The organism is Mycobacterium sp. EPa45 (assembly GCF_001021385.1).
Lineage (GTDB): Bacteria > Actinomycetota > Actinomycetes > Mycobacteriales > Mycobacteriaceae > Mycobacterium.
Window position 1 is genome coordinate 3,188,269 of the sequence record NZ_CP011773.1, and the last position, 18,915, is coordinate 3,207,183.

The 18,915-nt window shown below is 64.9% G+C and carries 16 protein-coding genes; 12 read left to right on the forward strand and 4 right to left on the reverse strand.

The window, feature by feature from the left end:
• The first annotated feature begins 76 nt into the window (after positions 1-76).
• The 8 genes from AB431_RS15190 to AB431_RS15225 all read left to right on the forward strand — a co-directional run bounded on the left by AB431_RS15190 (position 77) and on the right by AB431_RS15225 (position 7,766).
• Complete coding sequence (locus AB431_RS15190; RefSeq protein WP_082135900.1) at positions 77-1,651, forward strand: NAD(P)/FAD-dependent oxidoreductase; 1,575 nt, start codon at positions 77-79, stop codon at positions 1,649-1,651.
• Entirely contained in the window at positions 1,652-2,458 is an 807-nt protein-coding gene (locus AB431_RS15195; RefSeq protein WP_047330630.1) for a mycofactocin-coupled SDR family oxidoreductase, read from the forward strand.
• Complete coding sequence (locus tag AB431_RS15200; protein WP_047330631.1) at positions 2,455-3,288, forward strand: mycofactocin-coupled SDR family oxidoreductase; 834 nt, start codon at positions 2,455-2,457, stop codon at positions 3,286-3,288. The genes AB431_RS15195 and AB431_RS15200 overlap by 4 nt, the downstream gene beginning before the upstream one ends.
• A gap of 17 nt (positions 3,289-3,305) precedes the next feature.
• Positions 3,306-4,100 (forward strand): SDR family oxidoreductase, encoded by a 795-nt coding sequence (locus AB431_RS15205; protein ID WP_047333448.1) that lies wholly within the window; start codon positions 3,306-3,308, stop codon positions 4,098-4,100.
• A 2-nt stretch (positions 4,101-4,102) separates the two neighbouring features.
• Positions 4,103-4,948 (forward strand): LLM class F420-dependent oxidoreductase, encoded by an 846-nt coding sequence (locus tag AB431_RS15210; RefSeq protein WP_047330632.1) that lies wholly within the window; start codon positions 4,103-4,105, stop codon positions 4,946-4,948.
• A complete protein-coding gene (locus AB431_RS15215; RefSeq protein WP_047333449.1) occupies positions 4,948-5,487 on the forward strand; it encodes a nuclear transport factor 2 family protein in 540 nt (179 codons plus the stop codon). The genes AB431_RS15210 and AB431_RS15215 overlap by 1 nt, the downstream gene beginning before the upstream one ends.
• Positions 5,488-5,541: 54 nt before the next feature.
• Positions 5,542-6,396 carry an enoyl-CoA hydratase gene (locus AB431_RS15220; protein ID WP_047330633.1) on the forward strand — a complete coding sequence of 285 codons (855 nt, stop codon included), beginning with the start codon at positions 5,542-5,544 and terminating at the stop codon, positions 6,394-6,396.
• Positions 6,397-6,482: 86 nt separating this feature from the next.
• Positions 6,483-7,766 carry an HNH endonuclease signature motif containing protein gene (locus AB431_RS15225; protein ID WP_047330634.1) on the forward strand — a complete coding sequence of 428 codons (1,284 nt, stop codon included), beginning with the start codon at positions 6,483-6,485 and terminating at the stop codon, positions 7,764-7,766.
• Here the strand turns inward: AB431_RS15225 and AB431_RS15230 are convergent.
• Genes AB431_RS15230 through AB431_RS15240 form a run of 3 tightly spaced genes read right to left on the reverse strand, consistent with a single transcriptional unit; the run spans position 7,763 to position 11,325 of the window.
• Positions 7,763-9,220 carry an FAD-dependent oxidoreductase gene (locus AB431_RS15230; RefSeq protein WP_047330635.1) on the reverse strand — a complete coding sequence of 486 codons (1,458 nt, stop codon included), beginning with the start codon at positions 9,218-9,220 and terminating at the stop codon, positions 7,763-7,765. The genes AB431_RS15225 and AB431_RS15230 overlap by 4 nt on opposite strands.
• Position 9,221: 1 nt before the next feature.
• Entirely contained in the window at positions 9,222-10,130 is a 909-nt protein-coding gene (gene bphC / locus AB431_RS15235; protein ID WP_047330636.1) for a biphenyl-2,3-diol 1,2-dioxygenase, read from the reverse strand.
• A gap of 13 nt (positions 10,131-10,143) precedes the next feature.
• Complete coding sequence (locus AB431_RS15240; RefSeq protein ID WP_047333450.1) at positions 10,144-11,325, reverse strand: acyl-CoA dehydrogenase family protein; 1,182 nt, start codon at positions 11,323-11,325, stop codon at positions 10,144-10,146.
• Positions 11,326-11,443: 118 nt separating this feature from the next.
• Between AB431_RS15240 and AB431_RS15245 the strand changes: the two genes are divergently transcribed.
• Entirely contained in the window at positions 11,444-13,054 is a 1,611-nt protein-coding gene (locus AB431_RS15245) for an NAD(P)/FAD-dependent oxidoreductase (RefSeq protein WP_047330637.1), read from the forward strand.
• Between the two features lie 5 nt (positions 13,055-13,059).
• On the opposite strand, the gene AB431_RS15250 is transcribed toward AB431_RS15245, so the two are convergent.
• On the reverse strand, positions 13,060-13,914 hold the full coding sequence (locus AB431_RS15250) for an alpha/beta fold hydrolase (RefSeq protein WP_047330638.1): 855 nt from the start codon (positions 13,912-13,914) through the stop codon (positions 13,060-13,062).
• A gap of 170 nt (positions 13,915-14,084) precedes the next feature.
• On the opposite strand from AB431_RS15250, the gene AB431_RS15255 reads away from it, so the two are divergent.
• Genes AB431_RS15255 through lhgO form a run of 3 tightly spaced genes read left to right on the forward strand, consistent with a single transcriptional unit; the run spans position 14,085 to position 18,915 of the window.
• Entirely contained in the window at positions 14,085-16,292 is a 2,208-nt protein-coding gene (locus tag AB431_RS15255) for an adenylate/guanylate cyclase domain-containing protein (protein ID WP_082135901.1), read from the forward strand.
• A complete protein-coding gene (locus AB431_RS15260) occupies positions 16,292-17,707 on the forward strand; it encodes a mechanosensitive ion channel domain-containing protein (RefSeq protein WP_047330639.1) in 1,416 nt (471 codons plus the stop codon). The genes AB431_RS15255 and AB431_RS15260 overlap by 1 nt, the downstream gene beginning before the upstream one ends.
• 5 nt (positions 17,708-17,712) lie before the next feature.
• On the forward strand, positions 17,713-18,915 hold the full coding sequence (gene lhgO, locus AB431_RS15265; protein WP_047330640.1) for an L-2-hydroxyglutarate oxidase: 1,203 nt from the start codon (positions 17,713-17,715) through the stop codon (positions 18,913-18,915).

Genomic DNA, 18,915 nt, shown 5'->3' on the forward strand with positions numbered 1-18,915 from the left:
TCTGTGGGCTGCGCGACAGGCGCCTACCGTTCGGAGCGTGAGCAGTGAGTCGAAGACCGACGTCGATGTCGTCGTGGTGGGAGCCGGATTCGCCGGCCTGTATGCCCTGCACAAGTTTCGCTCGCAGGGGCTGTCGGTGCGCGTGTTCGAGGGGGCACCCGAGGTCGGCGGCACCTGGTATTTCAACCGCTATCCGGGCGCACGGTGCGACGTCGAAAGCGTCGACTACTGCTACTCGTTCTCCGACGAGCTACAACAGGAGTGGACGTGGACCGAGAAGTACGCCACTCAGACCGAGATTCTGGCCTACATCAATTGGGTCGCCGACAAGTTGGATCTGCGCCGGGACATCACCTTCAACACCAGGGTGACGAATGCGGTTCTCGACGAGGAGCCGTTGCACTGGACGGTCACCACTGACGCTGACGAGAGCGTGCGGGCCCGCTTCGTCGTCATGGCCACGGGTCCACTCTCGGCGGCACTGACTCCGAACTTCACGGGCCTGGAGAGCTTCCGCGGGGAGGTCTACCACACGGCGCACTGGCCGCATGAGCCCGTGGATTTCACCGGCAAGCGCGTGGCCGTCATCGGCACCGGGTCCTCGGGCGTCCAATCCATACCGATCATCGCCGAGCAGGCCGACCAGCTTTACGTGTTCCAACGCACCCCGAATTACAGTGTGCCTGCGGGCAATCGGCCACTGACCGCCGACGAGGTCGCCGATATCAAAGCCAATTACACTGAACGCCGACGGATGTCGTGGCGTAGTGGCGGCGGTTCACCGCACGTTGCGCATCCGAAGCTGACGATGGAGGCCACGCCCGAGGAGCGCAGGACGGCGTTCGAGAAACGCTGGGAACTCGGCGGTGTGCTGTTCTCGAAGACGTTCGCCGATCAGATGATCTCGTTGGAGGCCAACGAGGAAGCCCGGAAGTTCTACGAAGAAAAGGTCCGCGCCGTCATCGATGATCCTGGCGTCGCGGATCTGCTCATCCCGACCGACCATCCGATCGGCACCAAGCGAATCTGCACAGATTCCAACTACTTCCAGACGTTCAATCGGCCCAACGTCACGCTGATCAGTGTGCGAGACACCCCCATCGAGTCGATCGACGAGACGGGTATCGCTACTGCGGAGACACATTTCGATATCGACGCGCTGGTGCTGGCCACCGGGTTCGACGCGATGACCGGCGCGCTGGCCAAGATCGACATCGTGGGCCGTTCGGGTCAGCGGTTGACCGACGACTGGGCCGACGGGCCTCGGACCTATCTGGGATTGGGGACCGACGGTTTTCCCAATCTGCTCCTGGTGTCGGGCCCGGGTGCGCCCGCGGTTCTGGCCAACATGGTGTTGCATGCCGAGGCACACATCAATTGGATCGCCGACGCCATCGAGTACCTCGACGACTGTGGCTATGACGCCATCGAACCGACTGCCGAGGCCGTCGAGAGTTGGATCGCAGAGTGTGCGCAACGCGCCGAGGCGACGCTGTTCACCAAAGCCAACTCCTGGTACATGGGTGCCAACGTCCCCGGTAAGCCCCGCGGCTTCATGCTCTTCATCGGTGGATTCGGGACGTATCTCGACATATGCAACGAGGTAGCCGACGCAGGCTACAAGGGATTCGACCTGCTCAAGGCACCGTAGATGTCATCGGGCTTGAAGGACAAGGTCGTTCTGGTGACCGGCGCGGCCCGGGGCACGGGCCGGGTGCACTGTGAACAGTTCGCCGACGCCGGTGCCGACGTCATCATGCTCGATCACAGCGAGGCGGCCGAGGACCTGCGTGAGACCGCGCAGCGCGTGATGCAGCGGGGTCGGCGGGCGGTCGCCAGGACGGCCGACGTCACCGATCTCGCCGAGGTCACCACGGCGGTCGATGCCGGTGTCGGACAGCTGGGGCGCCTCGACGTTGTCGTGGCCAACGCCGGCATCCACACCCCGGGTGCGCCCGCCTGGCAGATCAGCCCGCAGCAATGGCAGCGCACGATCGACGTCAACCTCACCGGTGTGTGGCACACGGTTCGGGCGGGCGTACCGCACATCGGTCCCGATGGCGGCTCGGTGATTATCATCAGTTCCACCAACGGATTACGCGGTACCGCAGGCACTGCTCACTACACGGCCAGTAAACACGCGGTGGTCGGATTGGCGCGGACACTCGCCAATGAGCTGGGGCCCAGGCGTATTCGGGTCAACACCGTGCACCCGGGGGCGGTGGCGACACCCATGGTGCGAAACCCGGCGACATACAAACGGCTGCGGCCGGACCTGGAGGAACCAACCGAGGCCGACGCCGCTGAAGTGCTGACAGCACGTAACCTCCTTCCCGTGCCGTGGGTCGAACCCGTCGACGTCGCGAACGCCGTCGTCTTCCTGGCATCCGATCAGGCCCGGTACATCACCGGAACCCAGCTGGTCGTCGATGCCGGCCTGACCCAGAAGACGACATGACCGGCCGGCTCGCAGGAAAGACCGCGTTCATCACCGGCGCCGCACGGGGTATCGGTCGCGCCCAGGCGGTGCGCTTCACACAGGAGGGCGCAGCGATCATCGCGGTCGACAATTGCGGCCCGGTCGAGTCAGTACGGGTGCCCGCCAGCACACCGGGTGACCTCGACGAGACCGCACGCCTGGTCGAGCAGGACGGTGGTCGTATCGCCACCGACATCGTCGATGTGCGCGATCTCGACGCGCTACGGGCGAGTGTCGACCGCGGTGTCGCCCACTTCGGTGGCCTCGACATCGTCTGCGCAACCGCGGGCATCACCTCCCGCGATCTTGCGATCGACATGGCCGAAACCACCTGGCGGACAATGCTCGACGTCAACCTCACCGGGGTGTGGCACACCTGCTCTGTCGCGATTCCGCACCTGATCGACCGCGGGGGAGGGTCGCTGGTGCTCGTGAGCTCGATCGCCGGTCTGCGTGGCCTGGTCGGCGTCGCTCATTACACCGCGGCCAAGCACGGTGTGGTCGGTCTGATGCGCAGCCTCGCACACGACCTGGCGCCGCATGGGATTCGGGTCAACACGGTGCACCCGACGAACGTCGATACCCCGATGATCCAGAACGACGTGGTGAGCAGTGCGTTCCGACCCGATCTGAATCGGCCCCCGACCAGGGACGAGTTCGCCGACTCCGCGACGACGATGAACCTGCTTGCGGTGCCGTGGGTGGATCCGCTGGATGTCGCGAATGCCAGCCTGTTCCTGGCCTCCGACGAGGCGCGCTACATCACCTCGGTCAGCTTGCCGGTGGATGCCGGAGCTACACAACGATGAACACCGAGAGGAACACCATGCTCGATGTGACCAAGTATGGCCCATGGGCCGTCATTGCCGGGGGGTCAGAAGGCGTGGGTGCCGAATTCGCGCGCTTGCTGGCCGAGGCCGGCGTCAACCTCGTGCTGATCGCGCGTAAGCCCGGACCGCTCGAGGAAACGGCGCAGCGCTGTCGCGAAGGCGGTGTCGAAGTCCGAACGATCGCCGCCGATCTGCTTGACCCTGAGTCTGTTTCGCGCATTGCGGACCAGACCGCCGACATCGACGTGGGGTTGTTGATCTACAACGCGGGTGCCAGCACCTGCAACGAGCTGTTTGTGGAGACAAAGCTCAGCGAATTCCAGAAGGTCATCGACCTCAATGTGACCCGGATGCTGGAGATGGTCCAGCATTTCGGGCGGCACATGGTCGGCCGGAGCCGCGGCGGCATCATGATCGTCGGGTCGTTATCCGGTTACATGGGAGCGTGGCGACACACCGTTTACTCCGGCGCCAAGGCCTTCTCTCGAATCTTCGCCGAGAGCCTCTGGCTGGAACTCCGGGAATGCAACGTGGACGTCCTGGAACTGGTGCTGGGAGTTACCCGAACCCCGGCGATGGAACGCGTGGGACTGAACTTCGACGCTCCGGGAATCCTCGTCAACGAGCCCGCCGAGGTCGCGGCGGAAGGTCTTGCGCATCTGGCGGACGGGCCAGTCTGGGTGGCCGGCGGCAACGCGGAACGCGCTCAGGCCAACAGCACTCCCGACCGGGCCAGAGTCGTGCTGGAGTCCCACGAGGCAATCAAGGCGTTGATCGCGGGAGCGCACTGACCGTGCGACTGGGTTTGTCGAGTCCGATTGTTGTGCAGGTTCCTGGGCTGGCAGGCGCTTGGGAGGCTGATGCCGGAATCGTCGAATTGGCGAACATTGCCCGCGCCGCCGACGAATTGGGCTTCGATTACCTCACGTGTTCCGAACACGTCGCGATTCCCAGCGCCGACGCCGCGACGCGGGGAGCGGTGTACTGGGACCCGCTGGCGACTCTGGGTTACCTCGCCGCGCTCACCCGTCGCATCCGGCTGGCGACCTCGGTGCTGGTGCTCGGTTATCACCATCCGCTGGCCATCGCCAAACGTTACGGCACACTCGACCAAGTCAGTGGGGGCCGACTCATTCTCGGCGTCGGGATCGGTTCTCTGGTAGACGAATTCGCTCTGCTTGGTGCGGCATGGGAGCGTCGAGCCGATCGTGCCGATGACGCGATCTGCGCTTTGCGCGCGTCGCTGTGCACCCCGACGCCGCATCATCATGGGCTGTATTACGACTATCACGACGTCACGCTGCTGCCGCATGCCCAGCAGGATCGAGTGCCGATCTGGGTCGGGGGACGTAGCCGCGCCTCACTGCATCGGGCGGTGAAACTGGCTGACGGCTGGATGCCGTTCGGTTTGAGGGCAGACGAGGTTCGCGACCTGATCGGCGAGGTTGAACTGCCAGCCGACTTCGAGCTGGTGCTCTCGGCGCGGGTGGATCCGGAGGGCAACCCGGCGGGAGCCCGTAGACAACTGGAGATTCTGCGAGAGCTCGGCGCCACGGCCGTCACCTGCGCCGTCCGGGCCGAGAGCCCGCAACACTACTGCGACCAGCTTGCTTTGTTGCACGAGATGAAGGAGCGGTGATGATCGACGCAGACATTCTGGACAGGCTTCAGCGCCTGGAGGACCAGCAGGCCATCGCCACACTCATTGCCTCCTATGGGCCGGCGGTCGACGCGGGCGACGCGGATGCTGCCGCACGTCTGTGGGCGGCAGACGGCGGCTACGACGTCGAGGGGTGGGCGATGTCAGGCCGTCAAGCTGTCCACGACATGGTTGCGTCGAATTCGCATCAGGAGTTGGTGGCCAGGGGGTGCTGCCACTTCCTGGGGCCGGCGGTGGTGAAGGTCGATGGGGACCGTGCTGTGGCTGTGTGCGAGTCACTGGTGCTCCTGCGTCGCCAAGGTCGAGAAGACACGAACCAAACGGACTCGTACGGCATATGGCGGGCGACGGCCAATCATTTCGTCCTTGAGCGACTGGAAGGCCGGTGGCAGATCACCACCCGCACGAGCCGTCTCCTCGATGGGGGTCGTTACGCACGTGCGCTGCTCGGCGCCGGTCTGGCCGGGGCAGCTGTGATCGAGCCGACTCCCAGTGAATGGCACATCTCGAATGACTGAGTCCCGGCGCTGTTGCACATTGGAGGCTGACACGGATTGAGGCGGAGGCCTGGAATGACAGCAGTCGACAGTGACGTGGTGACCTACGAAGTCGTCGGCGGAACCGCAGTGGTGACCATGAACCGGCCGCGGTATCGCAACGCCCAGAATTCGGTCATGACCTATGCCCTCGACGCTGCGTTCCAGCGCGCCGTCGAGGACGACGACGTCCATGTCATCGTGCTGGCCGGCAATGGCGACCACTTCAGCGCCGGCCACGACATCGGGACACCGGACCGCGATCACCATGTGTCGTACGACAACAAGGCCGCGCTGTGGTGGGACCACGTCGACAAGGAGGGCGGCGATATGCGCTATGCCCGTGAGGTCGAGGTCTATCTGGGGATGTGCCGGCGCTGGCGGGAGATCCCCAAGCCGACCATCGCGATGGTGCACGGTGCGTGCATCGCCGGCGGGCTCATGCTTGCCTGGGTCTGCGACATGATCATCGCATCCGAGGATACGTATTTCTCTGATCCTGTTGTGCGGATGGGCATTCCGGGCGTCGAATACTTCGCCCACCCATGGATCGTGGGGTCACGGTTCGCCAAGGAGATGTTGTTCACCGGTGATAAGTTCGGTGCACAGCGCGCGTACGAGATCGGGATGGTCAACCGGGTGGTGCCGCGCGAAGAGCTTCGCGCCACGACTTTGGAGCTTGCCGAGCGGATCGGGGCCATGCCGAGATTCGGTCTCGCACTGGCCAAGCGAGCGGTGAACCAATGCGAGGACCAGATGGGCTTGCGCAACGGCATGGACGCGGTGTTCGGTCTGCATCACTTCGCGCATTCGCACAACGTCGAAGTCGGTCAAGACTCGCTTGGCGGACTGGACGCGAAGACGATGGCTGCACTTCGTAAAGCGCCGTAGCGCAGAGCTTTCCACAGTCCCGCGTTCATCCACAGGCCCGGCCGCGCAGCCATTTTCTGTCGGCGCCGTGAAGTAATGTTTCGAACATGGGTTCGATCAATGCGGCGCTGGATGCGCTGGACGCTGCGGTCGAATTGTTGGGTGCCGCTGACATCGAGGAGCTGCCTGCTCCTGAACGCTTCTCGGCTCTGGAGCGGCTGGAGAACGCGGTGCGCCGTCAAGTCGCGGTCTCCCATGAGCAACTCGTCCATCTCGAGCGCTACGAGGGCTGCCCGCCGATCCCGATCGTGTTGGCCGATGTGCTGCGCATCAGCCGCGCGGCGGCCAACCGCCGGGTTCGTGATGCCGAGCAATTGGCACCCCGAACCACGCTGACCGGCGATCGGTTGGCAGCGTTGCTGCCGGAGACGGGCAAAGCCTGGCAGGCTGGCCATCTCGACGGCGAGCACGTGCGAGTCATCCAGAAATTCTTTCGGGACCTGCCCGACCACGTCGGTCCCGTGGAGGTCCAAAAGGCCGAGCAGTCCTTGGCTCAACATGCGCAGAGCATGCGGCCCGATGAATTGGAGACGGTCGCCGGGCGGCTGGCCGCTCACCTCCATCCCGACGGGAAGTTCTCCGACGAGGACCGGGCACGCAAACGCGGTTTCCAATGGTGCGGCGCTCAGCGTCCCGACGGGATGAGCGTGGGAAAGCTGACTGCCGACCCGCAGCTGCGGGCCGAGCTCGACGCGGTGTTCGCCAAGCTCGCCGCACCGGAGCCGGACGACCTACGCGGTTTAGCGCAACGCCAGCATGACGCGCTGAAAACGTTGGTGCACGACCGGCTCGGTGATCCGAAGCTCGGTCAGCACAACGGGTTACCGGTCACCATGATCGTCACGACCACCCTGCAAGACCTGCAGAAGGGTGCCGGCCAGGCCGTCACCGCAGGCGGCACGTTGATCCCGATCACCGATCTCATCAAGTTCGCCACGCCCTCCTACAACTATCTGGCGGTGTTCGACGGCGTCACGGGTAGATCGCTGTGGTTGGGTCGCAGTAAGCGGTTGGCTTCAGCAGATCAACGAATCATGTTGTTGGCCAAGTACCGTGGCTGTACTGCACCGGGCTGCACCGTTAACGGCTACAACAGCCAAGTCCATCACGCCACCAAAGACTGGAAATACGGTGGCACCACGGACATCGACGACCTCACCCTGGCCTGCAAATGCAACAACCTCATGGTCGAAAATGACGGTTGGGCCACCCGCCAACTCCCCAACGGGCAAACCCACTGGACACCACCACCCGGCGTACCGCTGCGAAGCGGCGTCAACGACTATCACCATCCCGAGCGATTGCTTCCGAAAGACGGCGAAAAGGACTAGCCCCGGGCAGCCGCCCGTCCGGCTCGCCGGCCGTAGAAACTGCCGTCGCCCAACGAGATACCGCTGGCATAGCCCCATGCCGCCAGTCCCGCAGTGCAGCGCCCGGCCGCGTACAGGCCCGGGATCGGCTCGCCACTGACATGCAGCACCTCGGCATCGAGGCTGGTGCGCAAACCGCCGAGCGGAAACCCGCCGGTGGCGTGTCGCAGGTCGATGGCGCCCACCGGACTGCCGATCGGCCGCAACCACCGAGCCTTCTTGTGCAGCAACGGATCTTCGCCTCGCGCTGCGCCTTCGTTGTAGCGCCTCACCGTGTCCTGCAGACTTCCGTCTGGAAGACCCATCTCAGTCTCGAGTTCGGCGACTGTCTCGCACACCCACTTCGGCTTACGCAGAATCAGCTTCGGTGTTTGCGACGCCAGCGCTTGCTCCTGCGCCTCGTCGTCGAGGATCAGGTACGCCTCGTCATCCTGGTGGTAGAGCGTGAGCTGACCGGCCCGGCCCGGATAGGTGTCTTCGGCGACGTAGCGCTGCCCGCGCGCATTGACGAGGATGCCCCGCACGAGCTGTTGCGGATCGACCACGAACGCAACCTCGGTGGCATCCACATGTGCCAGGTCGGCGCCGAGCGCCTGCGCCATCCGAATGCCTTGCCCGTCATGCTGTTCCACCGCGGAGATGGGCCGCCCGGCGATCCGGGGCGTGAAGCGGGCCATCATCGACTCGTTGTAGGCGAAGCTTCCCGTCCCCAGCACTACGCCACGGCGGGCTCGGACCGTGATGTCGCTGCCGTACTGGCGGGCGGTGATCCCGACGACCCGGCCGTCGGACTCGACGACGAGGGACTGCACGCGGACGTCGTAGAGCGCCCGTACGCCGAGATCGGTGGCCGCTTGCACCAACGGTTTCATCAGCATGAAACCGGCGCTGGCCTGGCCCTGCTTCTTGTGCTGCATCTGCGGCACATGCCCGCGCGGCGCGGGGTCGGCAACGATGTTGAACGGGTACGCATCCTCGCCACCGCTGTACATCAATCCCTGATCGCCCAGTGGCTCCCAGCCCGGCTCGCCGAAGAACTCCGCTTTGAACGGAACCCCGCAGCCAACCAGCCACTCGAAATGGGCGACACTGCCCTCGGAATAGTCGGCGATGCGCTCGCGGTCCGCACCGGGGCCCATCGCGGCGTTGAGGAAGGCCGCCATGTTCGCCGCGGAATCCTCGAAGCCACAGGCTTTTTGCAGCGCGGTGCCGCCGCCCAGGTAGATGAATCCACCCGCCAGAGCCGCCGCACCGCCCCAGGCGCCGGCCCGTTCGAGCACCAGCACATTGGCGCCGGCACTTGCGGCCTCGACCGCAGCGGCCGCGCCCGCCACTCCGAAACCGGCGATCACGACGTCGGCCTGGTGGTCCCAGTTCGCCACTGAAGCGGCCTGGACCGGGCGGACGTCGGTCATGTCAGGGACGCATGGCAGCGGGCAGGTCGCCGACCCACTTGTGACCCCAGTAGCTGTCGGCGGTGATTTCCTCTGCGGTGTAATGATTTTCATCGACGCGCACACCGCCGGTGCCGAACTCGATATCCCAGTCACCGGGTGCGCGGACGTAGAACGACACCATCTTGTCGTTGGTGTGGCGACCAAGGGTGGACGACAGCTGGAATTCCTGGGCGGCGATGCGGTCCAGCGCTTCGCCGACGGTGTCGAGGCTGTCGACCTCCACCATCATGTGGATCAGGCCGGGATCGCGCTGATGCATGGCCGGGGCGATCGCCAGGCTGTGATGACGTTCGTTGATCCCGAGGAAGCGGATGCGGATCGGGCCGAATTCTTTTGGCAGCGGCACCCGGAACGCACCGCGGGACACGAAACCCAATACGTCGGTATAGAAGTTGACCAGGCCTGGGGCATCCATTGCCGGCAGCACGACGTGGCCCAATCCCTGGTCGCCGGTGACGAACCGCGCGCCGAACGGGGTCACCACCGGGCTGTGGTCGAGGACCGCGCCGTGAAACACCTCGAGATGGGTACCGGCCGGGTCGTCGAACGCCACAACCTCCTCGACCCGCCGATCATCAGCCTCCGACTGTGACAGCTGTTTGTACGCGACCCCGGCGCCCTCGAGCAGCGCTTTCACCTGCTCCAGTGCGGTATGGTCACGTACCTCCCAGCCGACGGTGGCGATCCGGTCGCCATCGCCGGGCACCACGATGATCCGGGCCGCCCGCTCGTCCATCCGCAGGTACAGCGCCGACGGGTCAGGACCCTTACCCTCGGCGAATCCCAGTACCCCGAAGGCGAATTGGCGCCAGCGATCGATCTTGGCGGTGTGGATGGTGACGTAGCCGAGGCTCTTCAGAAGGCTCACCGGTGCGTACCCGTCAGATCATCGCCCGCAGCGGGCCCTGCGGGTCGACGCCGAAGGAGCTCAGCGCCGACGCGTGATACACAGTGCCCGGCACGTGAATAGCGTGCGCCATCCCGGTGTGCGCGTCCCGCCAGTAGCGCTGCAGCGGTTTGTCCATCCGCATCGCATTGCCGCCGGAGCGAGCGAAGATTTCGTCCACCGCGCTGACCGCACGCCACACTGCGCGCACCTGGGTGCGCCGCCCGGCGGCGCGGTCCTCGAACGAGACCTCCTTGCCGGAATCCACCATGTCGTAGATCCGGTCGACGTTGGCAAGGATCTCCTGGCGGGCGGCGTTGATGTCGGCCGCAGCCTCGCCGATCGCGTACATCACGTAGGGGTCGTCCTTGATCGCGGTCCCCGCCGCGCTGACCCGCTCGCGCTGGTAGTCCAGGTGCGCGGCCAGCGCGCCCTCACAGATCCCGATGGTGGCCGAGGAGATGCCCAGCGGGAACATCGTCGACCACGGCATCAGGTACAACGTGTCGGTCATGCCGGCTTCCCGCTGCGCGGTGCCGTCCATCACTTTGAACGCGTCCATGACGCGGTAGTCGGGCACGAAGGCGTCCTTGACGATGACGTCCTTGGAACCGGTGCCGCGCAACCCGACCACGTCCCAGGAATCCTCGACGATGGTGTAGTCCTTGCGCGGCAGGATCATGTGCAACATCTGGGGCGGCATCTGCACTTTGCCGTCGGCGTCGCTCTTGATGGCGCCCAGGAAGATCCACTCGCAGTGATCGGTCCCGGAGCTGAACTGCCAGCGACCGTTGAAGATGTAGCCGCCGTCGACAGGCCTGGCGATGCCCTGCGGGGCGTAGGGCGAGGCCACCCAGGTGTCCACGTCGTCGGCCCAGATCTCCTCCGCCACCCGCGGGTCGGCGTAGGCCAGCTGATAGGGATGCACTCCGACGACACCGTTGATCCACCCGGCGGCCGGGTCGAGTGCGGCAATCGCCATCACGGTCTCGGCGAATTCCCGGGGATGGACCTCCAGGCCGCCGTGCTTGGCAGGCTGGAGCAGTCGGATGTGGCCGGCTTCTTTCATCGCCTTGACGGTCTGGTCGGTGAGCTTGCCGATCTTCTCGGCTTCTACGGCCTGCTCGCGCAGCTGGTCAGCCATCTGCATCGTCTTGTCGAGCACCGAAGCGGTCATCATTCGTCCTTGTCCAAATCTGGGCTGTTGGTTTCATCCTGACCCCGGGCGCCCGTCAGTAGCGTGCAATGTCTCGATGAGCGGGGCAATGTCAGAATTTGGACCTACTCTGCTGGACATGAGCGCAGCAGACGAGGCACTCGACGTGGTCGTTGTCGGTGCCGGATTCGCCGGGCTGTACGCGCTGCACAGGTTCCGCCGACAGGGCTTGTCGGTCCGCGTGTTCGAGGCGGCGCCCGAGGTGGGCGGCACCTGGTATTTCAACCGATACCCCGGGGCCCGCTGCGACGTCGAGAGCGTCGACTACAGCTACTCGTTCTCCGACGAGCTGCAGCAGGAGTGGACCTGGACCGAGAAGTACGCCACCCAGACCGAGATCCTGGCCTATCTGAACTGGGTCGCCGACAAGCTCGACCTGCGGCGGGACATCACGTTCAACACCCGCGTGGCCTCGGCGGTGCTAGACGAAGCCACCCTGCGCTGGACCGTGACGACCGAGGGCGGCCACGCGATCACCGCGCGGTTCGTGGTCATGGCGACCGGAGCGTTGTCGGCGGCCATCACGCCGGCGTTCGACGGACTGGACCGCTTCGGCGGCGCGATCTACCACACCGCGCACTGGCCGCACGACGGCGTGGATTTCACCGGCAAGCGGGTCGCGGTGATCGGCACAGGATCCTCAGGTATTCAATCGATTCCGATCTTCGCCGAACAAGCCGAGCACCTGTATGTCTTTCAGCGCACCCCGAACTACAGCATCCCGGCCGGGAACGCGCCTCTGACCGCCGAGCAAGTGGCTGAGGTCAAGGCGACATACGCCGAGCGTCGCCGGGTGTCGATGCGCAGTGGTGGTGGCTCGCCGTATGTCGGCACGACGAAGCGGACTTTTGAGGTCTCGCCGGAAGAACGGCGGGACGCCTTCGAGAAGCGTTGGCGCCTCGGCGGTGTGCTGTTCTCCAAGACATTTCCCGATCAGCTCACCGATCAGGCCGCCAACGACGAGGCGCGCCGATTCTGGGTGCAGAAGGTCCGCGCCGTCATCGATGACCCCGACGACGCCGAACTGTTGATCCCCGACGATCACCCGATCGGGGCGAAGCGAATTTGCACCGACTCCAACTACTTTCAGACGTTCAATCGGCCCAACGTGACATTGATCAGCGTCCGCCGTACTCCGATCGTGTCGATCGACGAGACCGGCATCAACACCTCCGAAGCGCACATGGACCTCGACGCGATCGTGTTCGCTACCGGATTCGACGCTCTCACCGGCTCATTGGGCAAGATCGATATCGTCGGGCGCGGGGGAGAGCTGCTACGCGACGACTGGGCCGACGGCCCACGCAGCTACCTCGGACTTGGCGACGACGGCTTCCCCAACCTGTTTGTCGTCACCGGCCCCGGAGCGCCGGCTGTGCTGGCCAACATGGTCCTGCACGCCGAGGCGCACGTGGACTGGATCGCCGAGGCCATCGCCTATCTCGATGCCCACGGATTCGTCGGCATCGAGGCGACACCGGAGGCGGTGGAAAATTGGCTCGCCGAGCTCAATCAGCGCGCCGCAACCACTCTCTTCCCGAAGGCCAATTCCTGGTACCTGGGCGCCAATGTGCCAGGCAAGCCAAGAGTTTTCATGCTGTTCATCGGTGGCTTCGGCCCCTACAACGAGATCTGCGCGGAGGTCGCGGCCGCCGGATACAAGGGCTTCGACCTGATCAAGAATCCCTGAGCGGTCTAGACCCGCTGCAGGAAGCTCATCACGACGGTTTCGAACGCCTGCTTGGCCTCGATCATCACCCAGTGCCCGCAGTTGGGGAACACGTGCAGCTCGGCATTGGGGATGGTGCGCATCGGGATCAGCGCCATGTCCAGCGGACTGACCCGATCGTCACGTCCCCACGTAAGCAGTGTGGGGGCCTTGACCTTGTGCATGATCGCCCAGGGCAGGGGGAAGTCGGCGTTGCGCATCATCTTCGTCATCGCCGCGAACGCGGCCTTGCCGTACATCCGCCGCGCACTGTCCAGTGTCTCGGGATCGGTGGCGAGCGCGAAACGCTCCTCGATGAGCTGCTCGGTCACCAGGGCCGGGTCGTAGACCATCGAGTTGAGCCAGTCGACGAGGCGCTGGCGGGTCGGGTCCTCGGTGAACTCCTGTAGCAGCCGGATGCCCTCGCTGGGGCCGGTGCTGAAGATGTTGGTGCCGATGCCACCAATGGTGACCAGCTTGCCGACCCGGTCGCGGTGGTTGATCGCAAAGTTGATGCCGACGCCGCCGCCCATCGAGTTGCCGATCACGTCGACCTTCTCCAGGCCCAGAGCGTCGACGAAGGCCGGCACCGCCGCCTGGGCATCCAGCATGGGGTGCCCGCCGAAGTCGTCGCTCACCCCGAACCCGGGGAATTCCAGCACCAGGCACCGGTAGCGCTCGGCGAAGAAGGCCAGGTTGCCCCGAAAGTTGCGCCAGCCGGTCACGCCGGGCCCGGAACCGTGCAACAGCAACAGCGTGGGGCCCTCGCCGGCCTCGTGGTAGCGCAGAACGCCCTTCTCGGTGGCGATCTCGCGCCTGGTGCCTTCGTAAGTCGTGTCCACGGGTGCTATCCGACCATCGGGGCTGCCGGTGTGGCAACCAGCTGTACCGCTGGCCGGGCGGTGGCCGCGATGGATTCATCATCGGCCACATCAGCCTCATTGGTCACATCGTGCGGTACTCTGCACTCCTGACACGTGTCTTTCGGGCCACGGCGGGCGAAGGGATGCCTATGACCCAAGTGTCTGAGCAAGACGCTGCCCAGACGGTCACTGAGCAGACCGCGGTGAGCGACGTTTCGCCAACCCGCTTGGAGCGTCTCCGTCGTCGGCGGCTCCTGTCCCACGTCAGCATTCTCTCCAAGCTGATTCTGATGATGGTGCTCTGCACTGTCCTGGCGTCGGTGGTCATCGGTGGCATCGCGTTCCAGGCCGGACGCAATTCGATCCGCGAAGCGGTGTTCAACCGCTTGACCGAGGTACGGCAGTCGCAGACCCGGGCCCTGACAAACCAGATCTCCGATCTGCGAAATTCGCTGATCACCTACACCCACGGTGCCAACACCCAGAACGCCCTCGAGGCGTTCACCACCGGCTTCGATCAGCTCGCCGATGCACGGATCAGCCCGGAACAGTGGAACAACGTCACCAGTTATTACTCGAACACCTTCGTCAAGGAGGTCGAGCAGGACAGCGGCACCAAGCTCGATGCGGCCGCTCTGTTACCGACGACGCCCGCCGAGCGGTATCTGCAGGCGAACTACACCGCGCTGCGGCAAAACGACGACAATGCAATCGCGATCAACGACGCGCGCGACGGCAGCCAATGGTCGGCGGCCAATGCGCGCTACCAGAACTTCTTCCGGCAGATCGTGACTCGGTTCGAGTTTCAGGACGCGTTACTCATAGACGGCCGCGGCAACGTGGTCTACAGCGCCTACAAAGATGTCGACCTGGGAACCAACATCGTCAACGGCCCGTATGCCGGATCCAAATTGCATCAGGCGTATTTGAAGGCGATGTCCGCCAACTCGGTCGACTACGTCGGCTTCACCGACTTCGAGCTCTACCAGCCGGCCGAGATGCAGCCGACCGCGTGGATGGTGGCGCCGGTGATCCAGGACGGTCGCGCCGAAGGCGTTCTGGCGCTGCAATTCCCGATCACCAAGATCAACCGCTTGATGACCTTCGACAAGCAGTGGCAGCAATCGGGTATGGGCAGCACCGGTGAGACGTTCCTGGCCGGCCCCGACGAATTGATGCGGTCGGATTCGCGGTTGTTTCTGGAAAACCCCCAGCAGTTCAAAGCCGATGTCGTGCAAGCGGGCACGCCGCCGGACGTCGCGGATATGTCGATTCGTCAGGGTGGTACCACCCTGGTGCAGCCGGTCACCTCGGAGGCGACCCGCAATGCACAGAAGGGCGAGACCGGAACGCTCATCACAAGTGACTACCTGGGCCAGGACACGCTGCAGGCCTACGCGCCACTGGTGATCAAAGATTCGGAGCTGCACTGGTCGATCGTCGCGAAAGTGAACACCGACGAAGCGTTCGCCCGCGAGTCGGAGTTCACCAAGACCGTCGTGCTGGTGACCACCGGGATCATCTTCGTGGTCTGTCTGCTGGCCATTTCCCTGGCTCAGATCTTCGTCCGCCCGATCAGACGGCTCGAAGCCGGCGCCCAGCGGATCAGCGCCGGTGACTACGACGTCGCGATCCCGGTCGACAGTCGTGACGAAATCGGTGATTTGACAGTGGCCTTCAACGAGATGGGCCGCAGTCTGACGGTCAAGGAAGACCTGATCAACCAACAGCGCAAAGAGAACGACGAACTCTTGCGTTCGCTGATGCCCGACCCGCTCGCCGAGCGGTTCAAACAGGGCGAGGAGATCATCGCCGTCGAGCATCAGAACGTCAGCGTCATCTTCGCCGACATCATCGGGCTGGCCCGCCTGCAGGCCGAGCTCGCCACCGACGAATCATTGGCGTTGGTCAACGAGCTCATTCGGCAGATCGATGCCGCCGCCGACAATTTCGGCATGGAGACCGTTCACACCGTGCGTAACGGCTACCTGGCAAGCTGCGGGCTGATCATCCCGAGGCTCGACAATGTCCGCCGGACAGTGGATTTCGCGATGGAATGCCAGCGGATCGTCGAGCGATTCAACAGCGAAACGGGGTACGATCTGCGTCTGCGCGCCGGCATCGACACCGGCACCGTCAGCAGCGGGTTGCTGGGCCGGCCGTCCGTCGTCTACGACATGTGGGGTGCCGTGGTCAATCTTGCGCACCAGATCAAGGATGGCTCTCCGCAACCCGGAATCTATGTCACCTCCAACGTCTACGAGGTGCTGCAGGAGACGGTGCAATTCGAGTCGGCCGGCACTGTCTCGGTCGATGATGAGGCGCAACCGATCTGGCGACTGTCGGAACGCCACTGATGGGCAACGTATTCGCGTCGGCGTGGTTTTACTGGGCGGTCGGCATCGCGATCGGCCTGCCGCTGGGGCTGGTGGCCCTCACCGAATGGCAACACGCGTTGCAGCGCAGGCAGAGTGCGCTGCTTCGGCCCGTGACGATCCTGCGCAACTATCTCCTTCCGCTCGCCGCGCTGTTGCTGCTGATGCTCGAGGCAAATCAGGTACCGCCCGGCGCCACGTCGGTACGGGTGGTCGCTACGCTCGCCGCGTTCGTCGTACTGGTGCTGCTGCTCTCGGGCATCAATGCGGCGCTGTTCCAGAGCGCGCCCGACGGGTCGTGGCGCAAGCGTATGCCGTCGATCTTCCTCGATGTGCTGCGCTTCGTGCTGATCGCCGTCGGGCTGGCCATGATCTTCGCCTACATCTGGGGCGCGAACGTCAAGGGCTTGTTCACCGCCCTGGGGATCACCTCGATAGTCGTCGGCCTGACACTGCAGAACTCGGTCGGTCAGATCATCTCCGGGTTGCTGATGCTCTTCGAGCAGCCTTTCAAGCTCGGCGATTGGATCCAGACACCCCAGGCCAAGGGCCGTGTCGTCGAGGTGAACTGGCGTGCAACCCATCTCGAGACGGGCACCGGGCTGCAGATCACCCCGAACTCGGTGCTGGCAAGTGCGTCCTTCACCAATCTCAGCCGCCCCGAAGGTCAGCACACCTGCGAGGTGGAGGTCACTTTCGCCCACGAGGACCCGCCCGAACGGGTCTGCCAGATGCTCACGCGCGCAGCATCCGACCTGCCCCAGCGCGACCCCGACCGCGCTCCCAAGACTGTCCCGATCGGCGGCATGGAATACCGGACGAAGATTCCGCTGAGCTCGCCCGCCGAGGACGGCAAGGCCAAAGCGACGTTCCGTCGTTGGATCTGGTATGCCGCCCGCCGGGAAGGTCTGCACCTCGACGAGGCCGACGATGATTTCTCGTCCCCCGAACGGGTCGCCGAGGGCATCAGCACGGTCGTCGGCCCGATCCTGAAACTGAGCCGCGACGAACGCGAGGACCTCATCGAGCACGCGAGGATCGAGCGTTTCGGCGACGGCGAGCGGATGCAGACTCCTGGTCAGGTCCCGAGCGGGATGATGTTCGTCCTGTCCGGGGCAGTGCAGACGACGGCGAATCTGGACGACGGTTCGGAGGTAATCGTCTGGACACAGGACGAGGGATCGTTTCTCGGCCAGTCGACGCTCACCCGGCAGCCTGTTCTCGGGGGCGCCTATGCCGTCGGTGAAGTCGCGGTGCTGTACATCGCTCGCGACAAGATCGCCGACCTGGTGCAGCGAAATCCGCTGCTGCTGCAAGAGCTCGGCCAAACGATCGAGGAGCGCCGCGCACATGTGCTCCGGGCGATCGACCAAGCAGCCGACGCCGATATCGACTGAGCGACATGACGCCTTATGGTCGGTACGACCTCGTGGTGGTCGGCGCGGGCATCGTCGGCTTGGCGGTGGCCCGGGAGTGGATGGCGCGCCGCCCACATGATTCAGTGACCGTCCTCGAGCGCGAGGCCGCGCCGGCCCGCCATCAGACCGGCCACAACTCCGGGGTGATTCATGGCGGCATCTACTACCAGCCGGGATCACTGAAGGCCCGGCTGTGTGTCGAAGGCGCCCGCCTGATGTACGAGTACTGCGAGCACAACGGCATCCGCCACGAACGCTGCGGCAAGCTGATCGTCGCGGTGTCACCCGAGGAGTTGGGCCGTCTCGGTGACCTACAGGAACGCGGTATCGCCAACGCCGTGCCGGGCCTGCGCCGGGTCGGCGCCGGGGAGATCGCTGAGATCGAGCCCAATGCTGTTGGCCTGCAAGCACTTCACGCACCCAACACCGGCATCGTCGACTATCCCGGCGTGGCGGGTGCCCTGGTCGGGGAACTGAGGGCCGCCGGTGTCGCCGTCCGGTTCGGCACCGCGGTCACCGCGATCGACGGTGCGGAGAACCCGGTGGTCCACATCGCCGACGGGCCCCTGCGGGCCGGTACCGTCATCGCCTGCGCCGGCCTGTGGGCCGACCGGCTCGCCCGTCGCGCCGGTGCACCGCGCGACCCGCAGATCGTGCCGTTCCGCGGCGCCTACCTCGGACTCAAACCCACCGAGACGCCGCGCCTGAACGGGATGATCTACCCGGTGCCCAACCCCGAATTGCCGTTTCTGGGGGTGCACATCACCAAACACATCACCGGCGATGTGACGCTCGGGCCCACCGCGATGATGGTAGGCGCCCGCGACGCGTATTCGTTGCGCCGGTTGAGTATTCGGGACTCCTGGGAGACGGTGACCTGGCCCGGCACCTGGCGCGTGGCGCGCCGATATTGGCGGGTGGGGCTCGACGAGATCCGGATGGCGGCAAGCCGCCGGGCGTTCGTGACCGCCGCCGCGCGCTACATGCCCGGTTTGACGCAGGACGATCTCGACGGCAGTTCGCATGCCGGTGTCCGGGCGCAGGCCGTCGGCCGGGACGGCTCGCTGGTCGACGATTTCGTGATTTCCCGCGATGGCCGTGTGTCCCATGTGCGCAACGCGCCGTCGCCGGCCGCCACGTCGGCGTTCGCGCTGGCCCGTGAACTCGTCGACCGCGTGACCGGCTGA